Origin of the sequence: Pseudomonas sp. TMW22089, assembly GCF_022496645.1 — a bacterium.
Classification (GTDB): domain Bacteria; phylum Pseudomonadota; class Gammaproteobacteria; order Pseudomonadales; family Pseudomonadaceae; genus Aquipseudomonas; species Aquipseudomonas paraversuta.
Map to the genome: position 1 here is coordinate 1 of NZ_SCFG01000022.1, position 22232 is coordinate 22232.

Consider the following 22232-nt stretch of genomic DNA (forward strand, 5'->3'; position numbering starts at 1 on the left):
GATTACATCGAGATGTTTTACAACCCAAAACGACGCCACAGTTTCAACAATCAGCTGTCACCGGTAGAGTTTGAAAAGCGTTACGCAGCGAGCCTGGAGAGTGTCTAGGAAACCCGGGGCGATTCAGACTGCCATTCACGACAAATGAGATGCCATCGCGCATTTCACGATCAAACACACCCGCGGGAATAATCCATGTAGCGGCCGCCGCAATCAGCAAGATAATAAAAAGAAAAACATAGGGACTTTTGATTTCTTGCTTTGAAGATTTAGAGGCCGTACTTACGCCCTCAGAAGCCGATTTTATATTTATCATAGCTTTTACCTCAGGTTTCTCAGCCGGTTTAAAGTCTCTGGATCAGTTCAGCCAGAAGTGCGGCCCGTACTGGTAAATCCGAGATAATGATGTGTTCATGGGTAGAGTGCGGCCCTACCCCCGTAGCCCCAAGTCCGTCCAGGGTCGGGATACCGATGGCAGAGGTGAAGTTGCCGTCACTTCCTCCTCCCACCGAGGCACCTTTGATTTGAATGCCCAGTGCCTCTGCAGCCTCTTGGGCTACGGCAAAAAGTTTCTGGTTTAACGGGGTGTATTCAAGGGGAGGACGCACCAGACCACCGCTGACAGCGATCTGCGCGCCAGCCAGGCATGGTTTCATGTCTTTGACGATGGATTCAATCCGCCGGGCCTCTGCCAAACTGCTGACACGCAGGTCAACACTCAACTCTGCACTGTCGGCGATCACATTGGTACGCTGGCCGCCGTTGGCAATCCCGACATTAATGGTTGTGCCCAATTCAGGCGCATTCAGTCCATGGAGGAAAAGAATCTGCTCAGCCATTTCATGTACTGCGCTGATTCCGTCTTCGGGGTTGTTACCTGCGTGAGCTGCCCGACCTTTGATCTTGATATCGAAACGGCCTGTGCCTTTGCGCTCGATCTTCAGTTCATTGGTATGCGAGGTGGCCGGCTCAACCACCAGCACTTGTTCGCACAGACGCGCTTCACTTTCAATCCACTCACGAGAACTCGGGCTGCCGATTTCTTCATCACTGGAACATAAAAAGCGGATTTGCCGATCCCCCAGCAAGCCAAGGTCAATCAGGGCCTTGGTAGCCCAAATGGCCTGAATGAGCCCACCCTTCATATCCAGAATGCCCGGGCCGTAAAGTTTGCCTTCTTCGACCCGCATTGAAAGACGGCCGATGTCCCAAACGGTATCAAAATGCCCGAGCACAGCCGTGCGCTTTGGCCCTTTACCCACCGTGAACATCAGATGATTTCCGTACTCCTCGCGCGCGACAACCTCCACGGTAGCGCCGATGCGCTGCGCCATGATGTCTTGCAGCACTTCACCACAGGCATCAACAGCCCGCTTGTCTGTAGAGGGGGACTCGGCAAGTACCAGTCGCTTTAAATCGGCGAGCAGAACATCGGAGTGCAGGCGAAGGTATTCTTGTACGGCGCTCATATTTTGGGCCTGTCCTGGAGGAGTAGGCCCCGAGTATGGAATGCTCTTGTGGGTTGAAAAATACGAGGGTGAACACTAGATTGTTGCCCACAGAGCAACAGTTGACGACCAGAAGGCTAAGAGATGGAGAACAGTTTCCAGGAAAAGCGCCTTGGCTACCTGCACGAAGTCGGGTTTCAAGGTGGCATTCGCAAAGCAGCCGACGTACTTGACGTAAACCCCTCCGTCATCAGCCGACAGATCGCCCTCCTCGAGCGCAGCCTGCATTTACCCTTGCTTGAACGTCGCGGACGCAATGTAGTGCTGACTGAAGCAGGCAAACTCCTGTCTGATCATTTCAGTGAAACGCAAAAACGTCGGGAAGTCCTGAGCAAACAATTGAATGACCTGCGATATATGCGCGGCGGAACCGTCTCCCTGAGAATCGGACCCGGGATGGTTGCCGACTTTGTCGCCAACGAATTGCGTGAATTCTCCAAAGTCTATCCCGACGTTTTTGTGGACATCAGTTCCGGGGATATGAGCGCCACGCTGATGATGCTGGTACGCGGAGAGGTCGATATGGCGCTGTCATTCGGCCCCATCGACAACGTATCGCTGCAGCGTCGCAGTTTCACCAGAGGCCCTATTTGCGCAATTGTTCCTGAAGATCATCCCTTAAAAGAATTCACTGTCATTGCTGTCAGTGAACTGGCCAACCACAGGTTGATTGGCCTGTCTAACGCCTATGGCGTACAGCGCTATATCAATAAAATATTCGAGTCTGAAAATCAGGTATTCACCCCCGCCTATCGCTGCAACCAACAGTCTGTGGCGATCACCCTGTGCCAGGCAGGTCTTGGCGTAGCGTTCATGACCGCTCAGTCTCTGGGGCAACAGGGCAAAGATTCAAAACTGCTGGCCATCCCCCTGGATCACCCCATAGCAAGGGCCTCGCAGTGTCATATTCTGCGTAGCTCCGATCGACGACTACACCCGGCGTCAGAGCATTTATGGTGGCTGCTGGTGAATTACCTGGAAAGGACCCAGACCGAAGAAACCCTGTAAAGCCCGGGCAGCGCAGGACAATTTATTGATTCAGCACCTCTGCGGCGCACTGCCCCGAGATGTGCGTGCAGGGATCAGCAAACTGTCACTGCTGACCGCGAACCGGCCGATGCCGGCCTTCGGCGGGCTGCCCAATGGACTTAACTCTTGAGACATGCGCCCGGATTGAACAGGGAACCTCAGGTAATGGGCGCCGGGTTGAACAAGGTAATGTCGTTGTGCAATTTGTGCTGTTCGGCCCAGGTGTGTTTTTTGCCACTGGCCACATCCAGGTAGTAGTGGAACAGCTCCCAGCCCAGCTCTTCTATGGTCGCGCGGCCGGTGGCAATGCGCCCGGCGTCGATATCGATCAAGTCCGGCCAGCGCTGCGCCAGCTCGGTACGGGTCGAGACCTTGACCACCGGTGCCATGGCCAGACCATAAGGGGTGCCGCGCCCCGTGGTGAACACGTGCAGGTTCATCCCCGCGGCCAGTTGCAAGGTGCCGCAGACAAAATCGCTGGCCGGCGTTGCACAGAAAATCAGCCCTTTGCCCGTGAAACGCTCACCAGGGCCGAGCACAGCATTGATCGCGCTGCTGCCGGACTTGACGATGGAACCCAGGGATTTTTCGACGATGTTCGACAGCCCGCCTTTCTTGTTGCCCGGTGTGGTATTGGCGCTGCGATCCGCTTCGCCTTTGGCCAGATAGCGGTCGTACCAGTCCATTTCCCGCACCAGTTCCTGGGCGACGCTACGGCTTTCGGCACGGGAGGTCAGCAGGTAGATGGCATCGCGCACTTCAGTGACTTCAGAAAACATCACCGTCGCTCCGGCCCTGAGCAGCAAGTCCGAGGCATAGCCCAGCGCCGGGTTGGCGGTGATCCCGGAAAACGCATCGCTGCCACCACACTGCATGCCCAGAATCAGCTCGGACGCGGGCACGGTTTCACGGCGGCGCAGATCGAGTTTCTTCAGACGGGTCTCTGCCAGCGCCATGATCTGTTCGACCATTTCGCCGAAGCCGTGGCTGGAATCCTGCAAGCGGTACAACCACGGTTCGCTGAGGTCCACCGAACTGTCGTTGTCGTGCATCACCTGGCCGGCCTGAAGTTTTTCACAGCCCAGGCTGATGACCAGCGCTTCGCCGCCCAGGTTGGGGTTGCGTGCCAGATTACGCACCGTGCGGATCGGGATGTAGGCATCGGTGGCGCTGATGGCCACGCCGCAGCCGTAGCTGTGGGTTAACGCGACCACATCATCGACATGGGGGTATCGGGGCAACAGTTCATCACGGATACGCTTGACCGCGTGGTTCAACACCCCGGTCACGCACTGCACAGTGGTGGTAATCCCCAGAATGTTACGCGTGCCGACGGTGCCGTCGGCATTGCGATAACCCTCGAAGGTGAAGCCTTCAAGAGGCGCCTGGGCCACCGGCACCTCGGTGGCCAGCGGCAGGCTGTCCAGGGGTGGCGCAGTGGGCATGCGCAGTTGGTCTTCATTGACCCAGCTGCCGCGGGCGATGGCCTGCAAGGCGTAGCCGATGGTCTGGCCGTATCGAATGACTGCGCCGCCCCGGGCAATGTCCACCAGCGTGACCTTGTGGCTCTGCGGCACAAAATCCAGGGTCACCAGGCCATCGGCAAGCTCGGTCCCGGCCGGTACGCCCTGGTCGTTGACCACCACCGCGACGTTGTCCAGTGCATGCAGACGGATAGTGCGCGGCGAGTCGGAGTGTTCAATCAAAGTCATGGCGCCGCCCTTCAAGGATGTGCTGAAACAAGTTTGGTCAGTTGTGGCCCGCTTACCGGTGGCTCTTTGAGCACCACCCGTTTGATCGGGCCAACGATAACCAGATAGCTGAACACCGCCACCAGCGCATTGCAGCCGACAAACACCAGTGCCCACTTGAACGAGCCAGTGGTGCTGATGATGTAGCCGATGACGATCGGCGTGGTGATCGAGGCAATGTTGCCGAACATGTTGAACAGACCGCCACTCAGACCGGCGATTTGTTTCGGCGAGGTGTCAGACACCACCGCCCAACCCAGAGCGCCAACGCCTTTGCCGAAGAAGGCCAGGGCCATGAAGCCCACCACCATCCATTCAATATCGACATAGTTGCAGGCCACGATGCTGGTGGACAGCAACAGGCCGCCAATGATCGGGGCCTTGCGGGCGAAGGTCAGGGAGTGGCCTTTACGCAGCAGGTAATCGGAAATCACACCGCCCAGCACACCCCCGATAAAGCCGCAGATCGCCGGAAGCGAGGCAATGAAGCCGGCTTTGAGAATGGTCATGCCGCGCTCCTGGACCAGATACACCGGGAACCAGGTCAGGAAGAAATAGGTAATGCCGTTGATGCAGTACTGGCCCAGGTACACGCCGAGCATCATGCGGTTGGTCAGCAACTGGCGGATGTAATCCCACTTCGGACCGTCGACTTTTTTACCTGTGCCCTTGTCCTGATCCATGTCCACCAGCCCGCCGTTGTCGGCGATATGCCTGAACTCGGCCTCGTTGATCATTGGATGCTGGCGCGGGCTGTGGATAACTTTGAGCCAGATCAGCGAGAACACAATGCCGATGCCGCCCATCACGATAAACACGTGCTGCCAGCCGAAGGTGTAAACGATCCAGCCCATCAGCGGAGCAAAAATCACCGTGGCGAAGTACTGCGCCGAATTGAAGATCGCAGACGCGGTGCCGCGTTCGGCGGTGGGAAACCACGCGGCGACAATACGGGCATTACCGGGAAAGGAAGGCGCTTCCGCCAGGCCCACCAGAAAACGCAGCATAAACAGCGCCACCACGGCGGTGGAGATGCCGAATTCCCCGACATAGCCTTGCAGCACGGTGAACAGCGACCAGGTGAAGATGCTCAGGGCATAGACTTTTTTCGAGCCGAAACGGTCGAGCAGCCAGCCGCCGGGGATTTGTCCGGCCACGTAGGCCCAGCCAAAAGCAGAAAAAATGAAACCCAGGGTAACGGCGTCGATACCGAGGTCTTTTTGCAGGCTTGAACCTGCGATAGCGATGGTGGCGCGGTCGGCATAATTGATCGTGGTCACCACAAACAGCATGAGCAGAATCAAATAACGGACATGCGTCGGCTTGGTCGCTGGCATGTAGATGTACTCCCACTGATTATTTTTATGCGCGGGTAACTATTTTTTATCCTGCAGGCGCGAGCTTTTAAACCCGGACAGCTCGCTCCTACAAGGTGGATCGGTGTGTCTACAACGCAAAAGGCCGCTGATTTCTCAGCGGCCTTGATTATGGGTTACTGCGGACCTTGCTTGTCGATCAAGGCGGCCAGTGCTTCGTATTCTTCCGGCAACAAATCGGTCAGTGGCGTACGCACCGGACCTGCGGTGTAACCGGAAATGGTGGCGCCGGCCTTGACGATGCTCACTGCGTAACCGGCCTTGCGGTTACGGATATCCAGGTACGGCAAGAAGAAGTCATCAATGATCTTGCCCACGGTGGTGTGATCTTCACGGGCGATGGCGTGGTAGAAATCCATCGCGGTCTTGGGAATGAAGTTGAACACTGCCGAGGAGTAAACCGGCACGCCCAGCGCCTTGTAGGCGGCGGCATAGACTTCTGCGGTTGGCAGGCCACCGAGGTAGCTGAAGCGATCGCCCAGACGGCGGCGGATCGAAACCATCAACTCGATATCACCCAGGCCATCTTTGTAACCGATCAGGTTCGGGCAGCGCTCGGCCAGACGCTCCAGCAGCGGCGCGGTCAGGCGGCAGACGTTACGGTTATAAACGATCACCCCGATCTTGACCGACTTGCACACGGCTTCAACGTGGGCGGCAACCCCGTCCTGGCTGGCTTCAGTCAGGTAGTGCGGCAGCAGCAGCAAACCTTTGGCCCCCAGACGCTCGGCTTCTTGTGCGTATTCGATGGCCTGACGGGTCGAGCCGCCGACACCGGCGAGAATCGGCACGCTGTTGGCACAGGTATCGACTGCGGTTTTGATCACTTGCGAATATTCGCTGGCCGCCAGGGAGAAGAACTCACCGGTGCCGCCTGCGGCGAACAAAGCAGAAGCGCCATACGGGGCCAGCCATTCCAGACGCTTGATGTAGCCCTCACGGTGGAAATCACCCTGGGCATTGAAATCGGTAATCGGGAAAGACAGCAGACCGGAAGAGAGGATGGACTTCAGTTCTTGTGGATTCATTATTCGAACACCCTGGGAGCTTGTAGTAATGATAAAAACGGCAGCGCTTTCGCCGTGTCGTACGTCATCGTACAACTATAAATATAATCGTCAATCCAAATTCTTCAAATTGCCTGCACAGGGGTTCCGTTGCCGAGCCACAAACCAGAGCAAAGGCCCGTGGCACAAGGGTTTCTGAAGGTTGGCGGCTGGATGAAAATTAATTCAAGGACGGATGCAAGTTGTACGAGAAGACGTCACAACCGCAACCGTAGTCGCTGACGAGGCACCAGGCTGCGAGCTTTTCGAGGGAAGCCCTGCTTCCAGGCTACGACTGCTTCGCAGCCGATCGCAGCCCCGAGCCTCGTCAGCGACTAGGGGTTCGCGGGGGTTCGATCAACCCCTTGCTTCGGCTTCTTCGTGGGCATGGCGCAGTCGTTCGCGACTGTTGGTCAGGTGCAGGCGCATGGCGGCCCGGGCGGCGTCCGAGTCCTGGCGGGCAATGGCGGTGTAGATTTCTTCGTGCTCCCGGCTCAGGCGATGCATGTACTGCTGCTGGTCATCATGGGCCAGGTGCGCAGAGTTGAGCCGGGTACGGGGAATGATGCTGGTACCCAGGTGGGTCATGATATCGGTGAAGTAGCGGTTGCCCGTCGACAACGCAATCTGTAGATGAAACTGGAAATCCGAAGCCACCGCATCACCGTCACGGGCGGTATTTTCGTTCAACGCATCCAGTGCCGCCCGCATCGCGGCCAGTTGCTCGTCGCTGCGCCGCTGGGCGGCCAGCCCGGCAGACTCGACTTCGAGGCTGATACGCAGTTCAAGAATCGCCAACACATCACGCAAAGTGACCACGGTGGCCGGGTCGATGCGAAAACCGCTCGGGCTCGGTGTGTCCAGCACAAAAGTGCCGATGCCATGCCGGGTCTCGACCTGGCCTGCTGCCTGCAAACGAGAAATCGCCTCACGTACCACCGTGCGGCTGACCCCGTGCGCTTCCATGATCGCGGACTCGGTGGGTAGTTTGTCACCTCGTTTGAGCAAGCCGTCACGAATCTGTTCGGACAGCACCGTCACCAACTCCTGCGCGAGGCTGCGGCGTTTGCGCGGAAGGCGGGGGACGTCGTTTGGGTTTTCCATGGTGAAAATCTTTCTCGGATTCAAGGGCATCGGGGCAAAACATCCACGCATGATAGCTCAAGCGGGTTGTACGATCACATGCTGAGCTTGCCGACACCCTTGCAACCCCGGTTTAGAAGGTTTTGCTGGCGCTGGCCAGCAGGGTCGCACCACACACATCGTCATAACCGGTGTAGCTCTGGCACTCGGCTTTCGACAGGCTGGTGTCGATGTAACTCAAGCCCCAGCTGACGCCGACAAAGTCGCGAGTAAGCTTGATTTCCCAATCGGTGTAGTCCGCCCGCCCCTTGCCGCTGTCGCTGAAAAAAACCTTGTCCTTGTAGTCCACATATTCATAACGCAGCTCTAAACCGAACTCTGCAGGCAACAGCGTGCGGTAGCCGACAAAAAACGTCGACAAGTCCTCGTCTTTTTTACCTTCATGAAATTCGCCGTTCTCATCCTCGTATTCCGGACCCTGCATGTTGGTGACATATTTGCCCCCCAGTAATACACCGTACACATCCAGCACGGTCTGCACGTCGCTCTGGTTGTAGCCGCTTTCACGGGGATATTCATAACGGGTGTAGAAAGTATCCAGGCTGATGTTGTCGCTGATTTGCCAGGCATAGCCGGCGTAGTACTCGATTTCCTGGCGCGCTTTTGAGCCATAGCCGAAATTGACATTGGAGGTCCAGATACCGGCGTACAAACCACTGGCGTGGCTGAGTGTGACGGCCAGTTGCGCGGCAGGATCGCCCTTGGTTTGTGAAAGCCCGTTGGCCCGGTAATCACTGACCAGCGTGGGGGTGATCAGCAGGGAAAACTGGTCATTGAGTTCCACCGCCTGGGCGCTGAGCAATGGCGACAGGGCGAGACCGGCAAGCATGAAGACTGAGGCTGCGTTCATAGGGTTTCTCTTGTTTTTATAGAGCTGCATGGAAACTCACCCACGGCTGCGCCGGACGCCACGGGGTCGTGGCGCCAGAGGCAGGGTTTTTCAATCAGGCTTCGGGGGCGTTTACCGGCTTACCGGCGAAGTAGGTTTTCAGCACTTTGGTATCGTACAACTCGTGGTCGCCGACGTTGAACACATCACGATCGAGGATGATCAGGTCAGCCTGCTTGCCCGGTGCCAGGGAACCGATCTGTTCAGCCAGCCCCAGGGTTTTGGCAGCGTTGATGGTGTAGGCGTAAAACATGGTCTGGCGATCGACCCGTTCTTTGGCATTGAGCACGCCCATGGGGCCATCGCGAGTGACGGCCTGGCCGATGGCGTTCCACGGGTTAGGGCTCGATACCGGCCAGTCACTGGCCCCCGAAATCATCGCACCCGCGTCCTGCAGGGATTTGGCCGGGTACTGATAGCCATAAGCGAAGGCACTGATATAAGGCTTGACCAGGTCAATGGTGTAGCTCTCCTCGATGGCCCACAGCAGTTGCATCGAGGCAATCACACCGAGCTGGGCAAAGCGTGGAAACTCTTTGGGATTGACCAGTTGCAGGTGGCTGATGCTATGGGCCACCGGGGTCGGATTGAGCTTGCGCGCATACTCAAAGCCGTTGAGTGACTCACGTACCGCGCGGTCACCGACTGCGTGCATGTGCACGATCCAGCCGCGCTTTTCTGCCGCGACCACCAGCTCACCGAAGTGCGCCGGGTCGATCAACAGCTCGCCATTTTTGTTGCTGTTTTTATACGGCACGATCACCGCTGCGGTTTGCCCCGGGTACTCCAGAATGCCGTCGGCAAACACCTTGATCCCGGGGAATGTGAGGTTGGGCACGCCTTCGAACTGCTTCATGACCCGGGCCAGCACTTCAAGATCGGCAGGCTTGCTTTGGGAGTTGGTGAGCATCAGCGCCGCGACGTGGGCGGTGAGCTCGCCATTTTCTGCAAGCTGGCGATAAAGCGGCAGCACCCCCAGGGTTTGCTCGGTAGCCGTGAAATCAAACAGCGCGTCATCGGGGCCAGCGTTGGAGGCCGCGTCCATCCAGGCCGTCACCCCGTATTGATTATTGACCTTTACCGCTTCGCGGGCAGCTTTGAGCATGACCTCAGGACTTGCCGGAGGAATCTGGCCCCGGACCTGGTCCCAGCGCGACTCGGCAAAAAAACCGGTTGGAGTGAAGTCTGCTTCGTGGCCCACATAGCCCTGCTCGTTGGCTGGCAGGCTTTTGACCAGGGCGGCATCAATTTTCGCACGCTTGAGCATCGCGTTATTGGCCCAGCCGGTGTGCCCGTCGATGCCGCTCAATACCAGCGGCTGATCGGCCCAGCGGCCCTGATTGAAAATTTTCCCCAGCTCCCGCGCCTGCTCCCAATAAGCAGAACTGACCCCGGCAATATTGATCACGTCGCCCGACCGCGCGGTGCCCGCCTTGTCCTGCTCGATGATCCATTGCTCAAGTTCGGGCAGCGGTTTTTCTTCGTCGAGCAAATTCGCCCCCAGACTGTTCAGACCGGCGCTCACCGGATGACTGTGGGTATCAATCATCCCGGGCATCAACACCTTGCCTGCCAGGTCGACACGCTGGGTGCCGCTGTCGGCCAGTGCCTGGATTTCGGCATCACTGCCCACCTTGCTGATTTTGCCGTTTTCCACCGCCACGGCGCTGACCAAGGGCTGACCCGGCACGCCGGTGAATACCTTGCCATTGATGAACACCAGGTCGGCAGCGGCCAGAGCTGGCAAAGACGGCAACGCGAACAGCGCGGCCAGCACACAGGGGGTAAATCGCTTCATGTGAAGGTCCTTTGAGGATTTTCTTGTTGTTGTCAGACACACCCTTCGGGAGCTGGCAACCAGCTCCCGAAGGGTGATTAATGCCCTGCTATTTCCTTGAGCCGGTACCACAACATGCCCAGCGCCAGCAGCGGTGAACGCAGGTGCTTGCCCCCCGGGAATGTCATGTGTGGCACGCGGCTGAACAGTTCGAAACCATTGCTCTGTTCAAGGCTGATCGCTTGCGCGACCAGGCGCGCCGCCATATGCGTGGTGTTGATCCCGTGCCCGGCATACGCCTGGGCATAAAACACGTTGGGATGGGCCTGCAACCGGCCGATCTGCGGCAGCCGGTTGGCACCGATGCCGATCATGCCGCTCCACTGGAAGTCGATGCGCTTGCCCGCCAGCTGCGGGAAGACCTCCAGCATTTTCGGGCGCATGTAACCGGCGATGTCCTGCAAGGTGCGCCCCGAGTAATGGCACGCGCCCCCGAACAACAGTCGTCGGTCAGCCGACAACCGATAGTAATCAAGCCCTACCCGCTGATCGCACAAAGCGCGATTGTCCGGAATCAGCGCACTGGCCAGCTCCTCGCTCAAGGGTTCGGTGGCGATGACATAGCTGGCGGCGGCCAGCACCTTGCCACTGAGTGCCGGCTCCAGCTCGCCCAGATGGGCATTGCCGGCGAGTACCAGGGTTTTGGCCCTGACCACGCCGCTGGCGGTATGGACCCGGATCTGCGGGCCATATTCGATACGGGTGGCGGCACTGTTCTGGTACAACCTGACGCCCAGTTGCTGAGCTACCCGGGCTTCGCCCAGTGCCAGATTGAGCGGATGCAAGTGCCCCGAGCCTTCATCAGTCAGCCCGCCGAGGTAGCGATCGGAACCCACCACCCGGTGCATGTCAGCGCGCCCGATCAGCTCGACCTTGTGCCTGTAGCCCAGCCTGTGCAGCGACTCTTGCTCGGCGATCAGGTTTTCAACATGGCGCGGGGTATTGGCCAGCTCGCAGAACCCCCAGCGCAAGTCGCAGTCGATGGCATGTTTTTCGATGCGCTGACGCACCAGATCCACTGCGTCCAGGCCCAAATGTTCCAGCACTCTGACGCCTTCACGGCCGATGGTTTTTTCGTGCGCATCCAGATCGTGACCCACCCCGCGAATCAACTGCCCGCCGTTACGGCCACTGGCACCCCAGGCGACTTGATGCGCCTCGAGCACGATCACCGAATGGCCGCGCTCCGCCAGTTCAATCGCGGTATTCAACCCGGTAAAACCCGCGCCGATGATGCACACGTCCGCCTCGGCCTGCCCCTCAAGTACCGGGCAAGTGAGCTGCTGATTGCGGGTGGCGTTGTAATAGGTATGCGGTAAAGACAGCATGGACGTCATAAAGAATTTGCCTGCTCAGTGACCGGGCACCCCTGGGTGCCCGGTACAGGATTAACGACCGGACTTGAACTTGTTCCACGAGCGCGTCATCCAGCGCATAAGGTCAGGTGGCAGCTCCGATGACACATAGAGCTTGGCCTGCACCGACTCGGGCGGGTAGATCGACGGGTTGTGGGTAATTTCATCACTCATCAGGGCCGTGGCCTGGGTGTTGGCATTGGCATACCCCACGTACTCGCTGATTTTGGCAATCACCTCGGGTTGCAGCAGGTAATTGATAAACGCGTGGGCCTGCTTGGGGTTCTTGGCATCGGCCGGGATGGTCAGCATGTCGAACCACAGGTTGCCCCCCTCTTTGGGCACCACGTAGGCAATGTTCACCCCGTTGCCCGCCTCTTGCGCACGATGGATGGCCTGGTACACGTCTCCGGAATAACCGAAGGCGATACAAATGTCGCCGTTGGCCAGGTCGGTCACGTATTTGGAGGAATGGAAGTAGCTGATGTAAGGCCGCAGTGGCTGCAGTTTTTTCTCGGCGACCTTGTAGTCCTCAGGCTTCAGGCTGCGGGCGTCGAGCCCCAGATAGTTGAGCATCGACGGCATCACTTCGTCGGCGGAGTCCATAAAGGCAACACCGCAACTTTTGAGTTTCTTCAGGTTTTCAGGCTCGAACAGCACGCTCCAGGAGTCTATTTTGTCGATGCCAAGCACCTGCTTGACCTTGTCGACGTTGTAGCCAATGCCATTGGTGCCCCACAGATAAGGCACCGCGTACTCATTGCCCGGGTCGTTGGCTTCCAGGCGCGCCAGCAACACCGGGTCAAGATTCTTCCAGTTGGGAATCTGGGACTTGTCGAGTTTCTGGAACACCCCGGCCTTGATCTGACGCCCCAGGAAGTGGTTGCTCGGCACGACCACGTCGTAGCCGGTGCGCCCGGCCAGCAACTTGCCTTCCAGGGTTTCGTTGGAGTCAAACACGTCATAAACCGGCTTGATCCCGGTCTGATGCTCAAAGTTCACCAACGTGTCTTCGGCAATGTAGTCCGTCCAGTTATAGATATTGACCACGTCTTGCGCCGACGCCTGGCCAGCAAGGCCGCAAAGTGCCGCGAGCGTCAGTTTCAGGGCGATACGTTTCATCCACATGTCCTTTCTCTGAGTACATTTTGCAATGCTTTGGCCGCAGGTACGGCCTACACGCTGAACAGCAGGAACTCGCGTTCCCAGGAACTGATGACCTGTTTGTAGTTCTCGTGCTCGACGCGCTTGACCGCGACAAAGCCCTTGGTGAAACGCTCACCCAGATATTTTTTCGCCATGTCCGACTGCTCCATGCATTCCAGCGCAGCTTCCAGGGTCAGCGGCAGGCGCAGGTTGCGCCGTTCATAGCCGCGGCCGACCACCGGCGCGCTCGGTTCGATACCCTCGACCATACCTGCATAACCGCAGAGCAGACTGGCGGCCAGGGCCAGATAGGGGTTGGCATCGGCACCGGCCAGGCGGTTTTCCACGCGGCGGTTCTGCGGATCGGAGTCCGGCACGCGCAGGCCGACGGTACGGTTTTCTTCGCCCCATTCCACGTTCACCGGGGCCGAGGTATCGGGCAGGAAGCGGCGGAACGAGTTCACGTTGGGGGCGAACAGTGGCAGGGTTTCAGGGATGTATTTTTGCAGGCCGCCAATGTGATGCATGAACAGCTCGCTCATGCTGCCATCGGGATTGGAGAACACCGAAACTCCGGTCTCCAGATCGACCACGCTCTGGTGGACATGCATGGCGCTGCCCGGTTCACCGGTCATCGGCTTGGCCATGAAGGTGGCGCTGACGTCATGTTTGAGCGCCGCTTCACGCATGGTTCTTTTGAAAATAATGATCTGGTCGGCCAGGGACAGCGCGCCACCGTGACGGAAGTTGATTTCCATCTGGGCAGTGCCTTCCTCGTGAATCAGAGTGTCCAGATCCAGCCCCTGGGCCTCGCTCCAGTCATACATGTCTTCAAACAGCGGATCGAATTCGTTGGTGGCCTCAATTGAATATGACTGGCGCCCGGTCTCCTGGCGGCCCGAACGGCCGACCGGGGGTTTCAACGGATAGTCCGGGTCAGGGCTGCGCTGGGTCAGGTAGAACTCCATTTCCGGCGCCACGATCGGCTTCCAGCCACGGGCGGTATAGAGGCTCAGGACTTTTTTCAGCAGGTTGCGCGGCGACAGCTCGATGGCGTTGCCCTGCTTGTCATAGGTGTCGTGAATCACCTGGGCGGTGGGCTCGGAGGCCCAGGGCACGATAAACACGGCGTCCTGATCCGGACGGCAATGCATGTCGATATCTGCGGCATCCAGCAACTCGTAGTAAATATCGTCTTCGACGTAATCCCCGGTAACGGTCTGCAACAGAACGCTCTCCGGCAGGCGCATGCCCTGCTCGTTGAGGAACTTGTTGGTCGGCGATATTTTGCCCCGTGCGATGCCGCTTAAATCAGAGATGAGGCACTCAACTTCGGTGATTTTGTTTTCTTTTAGCCAATGGCTGAGTCGATCCAGATTGCCTTTCATAACGCCTCTTACAGGAATTTGACTGGGCGCCACATGACGACCCGGTTCCATGCTGCAAGGCGATAGTGCAATCGTGGGCAGGAGGGCTTCTATCCGATTTGCGCTTTTATTAACGCCCCATTTTGGGGCGTTAGATGGACTCAGGCGGCGTCAGCGAGGGCGCAGCAAGGTCTGGCTGGGCAGTTCGCCAAACAGGCTGCGGTAGGTCTGGGAGAAACGCCCCAGGTGCCAGAATGACCAGCGCATGGCGATTTCCGCCACCCGGGTATCGCCGGGGGTGCAGCGCAGCAAATCCCGGCGGGCGAAATTCAACCGCCGCAAGCGCTGCCACTGGCTCGGCGAAACCCCGGCGAAAGAAGTGAAGCTGTGCTGCAACTGGCGAACGGAAACGCCGACCCCCTTGGCCAGGTGCAATACATCCAGGTGTTCCTGGGGGCTGGCCATGACCAGATCAAATACCCGCTGTATCAGCCGCCGGTCATGGGCAAGGTGTTTCTGGCTGGTGCGGTCCGGCGCCTGGCTGGGGCAGTCGAGGATATACAGGCAATCGTCGACCAGTTGCTGCGCCAGGCTTTCCTCGATCAGGGGCGAGTGCTGGGTGGCCAGCTGCTGCAATGTACGGCTCAGCCAGCGGCCAAAAACCTGGCTTTGCTGAGACACCAGCTGCGTCAGGAACAGGCCGTCCATGTTGCTCAGGTTATCGAGCCGGCTTAAATAGCGGGGGCCGATCACGACTCCGACTTCCTGATAGTTCTCGGGGGTGATCCAGGTGTTTTGCGTGTCTTCATTGAGCAGATACAGGGAGCCGTTACGCGTATCGAAACTGAAGACCAGTGAGTCTGCCGGCGCTTGAAAATGCTGCTCGATGCGCGTGTTCATGCGTTCTTCATAGGCTTCAATGCCATTGAGCTGCATGTGCACCACTGCACCGTGGAAACAGCCCGCGGACATTTGCTGGTAATGCTCATGCCAGCCCGCGATGACTAATTGCTGATCCCCATCCGCCGTGTCATGGGATTGAATCTGCATACGGCTGCCCTTCCTTGTGCCCGGGTCCAAGCCAACGGGACACTGCCAGTAATAATTATTATTGGCGCACCTTAGCCTAATGCCCACCAGTAAAGAAACACCCAAAAGGGTCATGGGCGGGTCTGGCTTGCCCGGGATTGCCTGTGCGGGGCCAAGAGTAAAACCGCGTCGCCTGCATCGCTGGCAAGCCAGCTCCCACAGAGGGGCTTGTGAAGCTGAGAGCTTTTTGTGGGAGCTGGCTTGCCAGCGATTGGCTGTGTGGGCATGCCTTCTCCCACAGGGGACTTGTGAAGCTGAAAGCTTCTTGAGGGAGCTGGCTTGCCAGCGATTGGCTGTGCGGGCATGCCTTCTCCCACAGGGGGCTTGTGAGGCTGAAAGCATCTTGTGGGAGCTGGCTTGCCAGGGATTGGCTGTGTGGGCATGCCTTCTCCCACAGGGGACTTGTGAAGCTGAAAGCTTCTTGTGGGAGCTGGCTTGCCAGGGATTGGCTGTGTGGGCATGCCTTCTCCAACAGGGCGCTTGTGAGGCTGAGAGCTTCTTGTGGGAGCTGGCTTGCCAGCGATTGGCTCGCCGGCATTGCGGTCAAGCTTTTGGGCCTTTGACCGGCCAGGCCACGAACGGCTTGATTTCCTTGAGTACAAACATGCTCTGCATCTCTTTGATCCCTGTCAGGCGCCGGATCACCGACATGGCAAAGTCGGCAAAGGTGTCCAGGTCCCGCGAGACCACTTGCAACAGAAAGTCCGCGTCGCCACCAATGCTGTAGCAAGCCACCACGTCTTCGAGGGCCATGACTTCCTGCTCGAACTTGCGGGCTTCGACTTCGCTGTGACGATCAATGGTGACCCGCACAAACACCAGCACCCCCAGCCCGATCTTGCGGCGGTCCAGTACCGCGCGATAACCCTGAATCACTTTGTGCTCTTCAAGCTGGCGCACCCGGCGCCAGCAAGGCGAGGCCGACATGCCAATGCCATCGGCCAGGGTCTGGTTGGTCGTGCGCCCATCCTGCTGCAAGGCCGCGAGAATTCTGGCGTCGATTGCGCTTAAAGTCTGCTCGGTCATAAATACCTTCCAATGGTTTGTTCAGGGTAAATCTGACCCAAAATCCAGCTGCCGACAACTTGAATAGACCAATTTATCCTGGGTCCGGGAGATATGCTTATTTGCACAAACTCTCTCCCAAGGATGCCTTCGAATCATGCTGGAATTTTCTCAGGTACTCACGTACACCGCCGCCCTCGCTGTTGCCGCGGCTATCCCAGGGCCCGGTATGGCGGCACTGGTGGCCCGCAGCGTGAGCGGCGGTGCCTTGCCCGGCTTCAGTTTGCTGCTTGGCTTGATTCTGGGGGATTTGATTTATTTATCGTTCGCAGTATTTGGCCTGAGCCTGGTCGCCCAACACTTCGATACCTTGTTTGTACTGGTACGAATATGTGCTGCGCTGTATCTGACTTATCTGGCCTGGCAGTTCTGGAGGGCGCAACCCCAGCCCGTCAACGTGGGCAAGCCGCTGAACAGACAAGAGCTGTTCAGCGCCTGGCTCTCAGGCCTGACCATCACCCTGGGCAACCCGAAAACCATTGCCTTCTATCTGGCGCTACTGCCGCTGGTGATCAACCTGGAGTCGGTGTCCCTGCAAGTCTGGGGCGTCATGCTGGTGCCGCTGACCATTGCTGTTTTATTTATGGTCGGCGGCCTGTTTGTGCTGGGCGCGGTGCGCATCCGCCATGTGCTTGCCAGCCCCCGGGCCCAACGGGGGCTGTTCAGGGGGGCGGCAATCATCATGCTCGGCGCCGCAGCGGCCATGCTGGTTCAGGCCGCCTGACGCCGGGCGCGCACCGCTTCGCTCAGGCCATCTGCGGGGCAGACAAGTCCGGTTGGGGATCACTGGTTGCCGGGCCATCCGGCACCCAGAACAGGAACGGATCTTTGGCCGGACGATGGTCGTAAGGGCGCACTGCACCCTCCCCGCCGGCGCGCTTGAATCCATACACCTGACGCCGCTCGACATGAATGCTCGGGGCCGCGCCTTCACCACTGCACGGTTCGATATTCATGGCCTTCAAGGTGCTTAGCAGGTCGTCAATAATCAGCTGCCGATTGAGGGTGAAGGCCGATGCAAAACAGCGCCAGAAACGCCACCCGGCACGTTCCAGAATGCGCTGGCGGCGCATGTCGCTGTCCCAGCGGTCGGGGCCGTGGAAGCGGTCGCCGTCACACTCGATTGCCAGGCGACTGTCGTTGTCGCCTTCGACCACCATGTCTATGCGGTAAGCGCCCACGCCGACCTGCGGAATCACCCGGTAGCCGCGCCGGGTCAGTTCATCGTACATGTCACGTTCAAAACCGGACTCGCACAACTCGCGCAAATCGCTGACCTGTTCGGCATCCTGAGTAAAGGGGGTTTCGAAGTGCTCAATCAGACCACGGCGCAAAGTATCGACCGCGCTGAGGTCGGTCAGCTCGACACTGCGCACCAGGTACATGCGGTCCCGCGCCCGGGACGCCGCCACGTTAAAGCGCTGGGCAATCGAGTCGCGGCTGTTGGCAAAGCAGTCGCCGGGGGACGCGACCAGCGAAAGGAACATCACGTCGCGCTCCTTGCCCTGGAAAGTACGTGCATCGCCACAGCTGATCTGGAACCGGGTGATGACTTCTTCGCCCAGTTCCCGGGTCAGGATTTGCATGATGGTTTGCGCTTGCTCGGCCCCCAGTAGCGAGACCACGCCGATGCTGCGCCCGGCGATCTGCGGCAGTGCGATCAAACGGCGGATCTCCTCGACAATCACATTGGCTTCACCGAGGTTCAACTTGCCCTTTTTCACCCCGTCCATGACCAGCAGATCAATGAGCGGCGGGTCCAGACGCTCGGTCATCAGCGGCAGGCGCAGAGGTTTGAGTTCGTGGTTATAGAACTCGCGCTTGGAGTACTCGATGATCGGCGCCACGCAGCGAAAGTGCTCGCGCAACATGGTGCCGCTCTTGGCAAACACCACTTTGAACAAGTCGTACAATGAGCGCTCGGGTGACATCAACGGTCGGTAGAGCTTGACTTGATTGCCCAGAAAGCGCGTCATCATGTTCTGCACCCGCTCCTCTTCCATGCCGATACCGTCGGGGGAGACCTGCTTGTCGTCGCCCACCACCAGCACTTTCCTGGCCCGCAACAAGGCCGGTAGCGCGCTCAGGTCGGATTGCGAGGCTTCGTCGATAATCACCAGGTCGAACGCGCCGTACTGCGCTGGCAGGCTCTCGCAGATCCGGTAGTGCGGCATGATCCAGCAAGGAATCGCCGAAATGGCCACATCGGCAGCCAGTCGCGCATCCTGTCGATAACGTCCGGCCCGGACGCCGGTGCCCTTGCCAATTTTGCGAATTGCCGTGCGGTACAGCTCCAGCGCGGCCCGGACACTCGGTGTAGCGTTTTCTGACAGTCGCAGCCAGGTCCGCTTGACCACCGCATCCTGATACAGGCGCGACAGGCTCAGCTCCAGCTCTGCGCGCAATTTAAACAGCCGCTTGAGATCTTCGCGCCCGTCGATGCTGTCCAGGTAACTGGCCAGCCGGCTCAGGCGCCATATCTCCAGGCAGTTGTCCGGGAGCAAGGCATCCACCGGCCCGGTGCACGGCTCTTCTCGTAACCGGGCCGCCCAGATCAGGCCACCGCTTTGGGCAATAACCGTGGTCACCTGCTGCACCGTATCGAGGGCGTCCGTGAGCGCCAGGACGCCGCGCAACTGGTCCATCAATTCCGACCACTGCACCTGTATCTCAGCCACCTGTACGTCCGGCTGGCCGAGGCTCAGGTCCAGGAACCCTTGCAAGCGTTCGCTCACGGCACCGCCACAACCGGCCAGTGCCTTGTTAAAGGTTTCCTTGATTACCCAGGTGGCTGCCAGCCGCTGGCGCATCAGGTGATGACGCAAAATGCTTTCACCCTGGCCCAGTACCGCCTCGTCAGTGCGCAGGTTGTTCACCTGTGGCCACTCCGGGAGCAGCTGGCGCAGTTCGGTCTGAGCACGGGTCTCCCAACGTTCGGCGCGCACAATATCGTCAAACTGCTCAATCGCCCGGGCAGCCGCCGGCAGTTGCTCGGCATCGGCCTCGAACAGCGGAAGCGGCATTTCGGCGGCCAGCGCATTCCAGCGCAGCAGCAAGGTGCGACTGTGCTGCTGAAAGTGCACGAACCCTTGCACATGGGCCCAGTCCTGATCGCTTTGCGGCTTGCTGCCGAGCACCACAATGGTGTCCAGCAACTGCCTTTGGCTGCCCTTGCCGATCAGGCCGGACAACCCGAACGGACGGCGCCCCTGGGCCAGGTTATCGATGGCGGCCAGTACCTCGGGCTGCGTGTGCAGCTCGAACGGCAGGCTCACCGGCCGTGCCACAAATGCTTTGCGCCCCGCGAGGGTGTCCTCGATTTCGACCTTCAGGTTGTCGAAAAGCGCCAGCACATCATTGTTGCCGTTGCGCATCAACCAGGCCTGCATGGTTGGCACCCAGCCCTGTTGCGCAGCCGTGATAGTGGTGCGCAAGGCCTGCAAGTGGCCGATGTGTTCGAGCAAGGCCTGCGCCTGCTCCAGGGTCGGCCCACTGCTGTCCAGCAGTCGCGGCACTTCGCCGATGCTTTCCTTGTGTTGCAGCTGGCTTTCCTGCGCCAGATCCTGATGGACCTGAATCAATGTCTGCGCATCCGGGAAATCGGCCAGTTGCGGCACCTTGTGCCCCAGATAAGACAGCCCGTCCTTGAGCTCAAGCCGCGCCTCGCGCACGGCGATGATGTCTTGCAGGGTGAACAGCGCACGATGTTCTGCGCCAATGCCGAGCCGGTCAGCAAAGCTGTTTATTTGGTCCTGGGCAGCGGCCACCTGTAACGCGGCGTGGGTGAGGCTCAGCCGTTCACCGTCGATTTCCAGCTCTGAAAGATTACGCTCGGCCCACTGGGTGATCTCACGATCAACGACGGATATCTGACCGTGGAGCGTGTTGATTTCATCATCAATCTGGCCGATTTCGCGCTTGTACAGCGCGCGGTCAATTCGTTGCACCTCAGCCGAAATCTTCTGGATCGCGAACTCGAACTGCTTCATGCCGTCCGCTTCGCTGCTCAGCAAGCTGATCGCCAGCGGACGAATGTCTTCGGGGAGTTTCTCCTGCAACACCGCCAGCGCCGGATCCTTCATGGACGTCACCAGTACCCGCTTGCCATTGGCCAGGTAATGACTGATGACGTTGGCGATGGTGTGGGTCTTGCCGGTGCCGGGCGGCCCTTGCACCACAACCCCGTCGTGCACCTCCAGCAACTGGATGATTTGCACTTGCTCGTCGTTGTAAGGCTTGGGGAAGTACAGCTCGTGCACTTTTGACGCGCCAGCGTCAGCACCCTGGGTGCCGCTGACATAGGACAAGCCGCGAAACGGCGGCAGAACCACATCCTCAAGCACGTTTGAAGGCTCGGTCAAAATCGCCTGCAATGCCGGCGGCAAATGCTCCAGGTCCTCGATCCCGGCGTCAAAGCGGCCCAGGTCCTCAATAAACATATTGCTGTCGCGGGCGCGGGCAAACAGGGTCCAGGTATCAGTGACGCACAAGTGCTCGGCAGCCTTGGGCACAGAGCGGTCCCCGTCGGCAATCGTCACCGGCAGGAACTGCCCCTGGGCATCGAGCAATGACGATGCCGAACGGATCACCGGGTCGTAGCTGGAAGGATTGAACGGGCTGATTCCCGCCTGATCCTTCTTGAAGAAATCCTTGGCCAGCTTGTCCAGGGCACCGACACCGGCGATATCCGCGGCCACATAGGCGTCCACTTCCAGACGCGGCTCGGCGACCCGCGGGCGCACTTCGAGGGCCATGCTGTCCGGGTTGATATCGATCTCGACCAGTTGACTGATCAGCGGGTAGTGGATGACGCCGATCTCGGGATGCTCCCACGTCGAAACGCCCATACCCCACACCAGTTCCAGCTGTGCGTCTCCCAGGTTGCCCTGCATCTGTTGCACCAGCAAAAACAGCTCGGCGTAGAGCTCGATACTTTTACGCCGCTGCTTTTCCTCTTGCGCCCACAGTCGCCAGGCAGTCTGGCTGTAGGACTTGAGCTGAGCCTTGATTTCACCGGCATCCAGGCAGTCTTCCAGATTGACCCACTCATCCTCGGCGGACTCTTCACTGCCGGGGGGGGCGGTGAGCGATGCCGGTTCTGTCAGGACGCCACTGGCGCGCAACGCCTCGCGTGCTACCCGCTGCTTGAGCCCGGGCTCGATTTGCGGCGTGCCCTTGAGCTCGATCCACAGCCCCAGCAACGGGCTGAGCGGCACAGGTGGCCGGGTCTCGTGCAAACGCTCGAGCCGAAGCCAGATTTCATCTTCATCGCCCACGTGAACATCCAGGCTGACACCCGGTAGTGAGCGCAGCTTTTCTTCGCTGGCACTGAATGTGTTGTGCTGGCTGACGGTTAACGCGGGGCGCTTTTGCATGAGCGCGGTCTGTTTGACGAACTCAATCAGACTGGCGAGACGTGCACGTACTGTATCCATGTCGGGGCTGAACCACTTCGATAAGAGGGCGCGGTAGTGACTGAAAAAACCTGAAGGCGCCGAAAAAGGTGAAAAACTTACAAGTGCCGACACGATACAGAGGTTCAGGTTGTATTCAGATACATCATTTTGTAAAAACCGGCAGGAGCGAGCTTTGTTAACCAGCTCGCTCCTGCAGGGTCAGGCAGGCATAAAA

16 protein-coding genes are annotated in these 22232 nt (G+C 58.8%); 3 read left to right on the forward strand and 13 right to left on the reverse strand.

Annotated features, from left to right (window positions below):
* Positions 1-108, forward strand: a 108-nt coding sequence (locus EQV90_RS17365) for an IS3 family transposase (RefSeq protein ID WP_138762977.1), incomplete at its 5' end; no start/stop codon positions are given.
* A 236-nt stretch (positions 109-344) separates the two neighbouring features.
* Here the strand turns inward: EQV90_RS17365 and EQV90_RS17370 are convergent.
* Complete coding sequence (locus tag EQV90_RS17370; protein WP_240878470.1) at positions 345-1469, reverse strand: M20 family metallopeptidase; 1125 nt, start codon at positions 1467-1469, stop codon at positions 345-347.
* Between the two features lie 123 nt (positions 1470-1592).
* On the opposite strand from EQV90_RS17370, the gene EQV90_RS17375 reads away from it, so the two are divergent.
* Positions 1593-2516 (forward strand): LysR family transcriptional regulator, encoded by a 924-nt coding sequence (locus EQV90_RS17375; RefSeq protein ID WP_003439457.1) that lies wholly within the window; start codon positions 1593-1595, stop codon positions 2514-2516.
* Between the two features lie 179 nt (positions 2517-2695).
* Here EQV90_RS17375 and garD read toward each other — a convergent pair whose 3' ends face one another.
* The 11 genes from garD to EQV90_RS17430 all read right to left on the reverse strand — a co-directional run bounded on the left by garD (position 2696) and on the right by EQV90_RS17430 (position 16562).
* Positions 2696-4249 (reverse strand): galactarate dehydratase, encoded by a 1554-nt coding sequence (gene garD / locus EQV90_RS17380; protein WP_010656944.1) that lies wholly within the window; start codon positions 4247-4249, stop codon positions 2696-2698.
* An 11-nt stretch (positions 4250-4260) separates the two neighbouring features.
* Positions 4261-5625 carry an MFS transporter gene (locus EQV90_RS17385; protein WP_003439453.1) on the reverse strand — a complete coding sequence of 455 codons (1365 nt, stop codon included), beginning with the start codon at positions 5623-5625 and terminating at the stop codon, positions 4261-4263.
* A 155-nt stretch (positions 5626-5780) separates the two neighbouring features.
* Complete coding sequence (gene kdgD, locus EQV90_RS17390; protein WP_003439451.1) at positions 5781-6692, reverse strand: 5-dehydro-4-deoxyglucarate dehydratase; 912 nt, start codon at positions 6690-6692, stop codon at positions 5781-5783.
* Between the two features lie 375 nt (positions 6693-7067).
* Positions 7068-7814, reverse strand: coding sequence for a FadR/GntR family transcriptional regulator (locus tag EQV90_RS17395; RefSeq protein ID WP_003439449.1), 747 nt, complete (start codon positions 7812-7814; stop codon positions 7068-7070).
* A 112-nt stretch (positions 7815-7926) separates the two neighbouring features.
* A complete protein-coding gene (locus EQV90_RS17400) occupies positions 7927-8703 on the reverse strand; it encodes a TorF family putative porin (RefSeq protein WP_003439448.1) in 777 nt (258 codons plus the stop codon).
* Positions 8704-8797: 94 nt separating this feature from the next.
* The gene (locus EQV90_RS17405) at positions 8798-10540 is read right to left on the reverse strand and encodes an amidohydrolase (RefSeq protein ID WP_160626224.1); all 1743 of its coding nucleotides are present in this window, start codon (positions 10538-10540) and stop codon (positions 8798-8800) included.
* A gap of 77 nt (positions 10541-10617) precedes the next feature.
* On the reverse strand, positions 10618-11916 hold the full coding sequence (locus EQV90_RS17410; protein ID WP_127196837.1) for an FAD-binding oxidoreductase: 1299 nt from the start codon (positions 11914-11916) through the stop codon (positions 10618-10620).
* A gap of 51 nt (positions 11917-11967) precedes the next feature.
* A complete protein-coding gene (locus EQV90_RS17415) occupies positions 11968-13056 on the reverse strand; it encodes a polyamine ABC transporter substrate-binding protein (protein ID WP_003439441.1) in 1089 nt (362 codons plus the stop codon).
* A 53-nt stretch (positions 13057-13109) separates the two neighbouring features.
* A complete protein-coding gene (locus tag EQV90_RS17420) occupies positions 13110-14468 on the reverse strand; it encodes a glutamine synthetase family protein (protein ID WP_010656940.1) in 1359 nt (452 codons plus the stop codon).
* A 150-nt stretch (positions 14469-14618) separates the two neighbouring features.
* On the reverse strand, positions 14619-15497 hold the full coding sequence (locus EQV90_RS17425; protein WP_240878471.1) for a helix-turn-helix domain-containing protein: 879 nt from the start codon (positions 15495-15497) through the stop codon (positions 14619-14621).
* Positions 15498-16079: 582 nt separating this feature from the next.
* Complete coding sequence (locus EQV90_RS17430; RefSeq protein WP_003439435.1) at positions 16080-16562, reverse strand: Lrp/AsnC family transcriptional regulator; 483 nt, start codon at positions 16560-16562, stop codon at positions 16080-16082.
* Between the two features lie 136 nt (positions 16563-16698).
* Between EQV90_RS17430 and EQV90_RS17435 the strand changes: the two genes are divergently transcribed.
* A complete protein-coding gene (locus EQV90_RS17435) occupies positions 16699-17325 on the forward strand; it encodes a LysE family translocator (protein WP_003439433.1) in 627 nt (208 codons plus the stop codon).
* 22 nt (positions 17326-17347) lie between these two features.
* Here the strand turns inward: EQV90_RS17435 and EQV90_RS17440 are convergent, their stop codons facing one another.
* Positions 17348-22036 (reverse strand): AAA domain-containing protein, encoded by a 4689-nt coding sequence (locus EQV90_RS17440; protein ID WP_240878472.1) that lies wholly within the window; start codon positions 22034-22036, stop codon positions 17348-17350.
* Between the last annotated feature and the right edge of the window lie 196 nt (positions 22037-22232).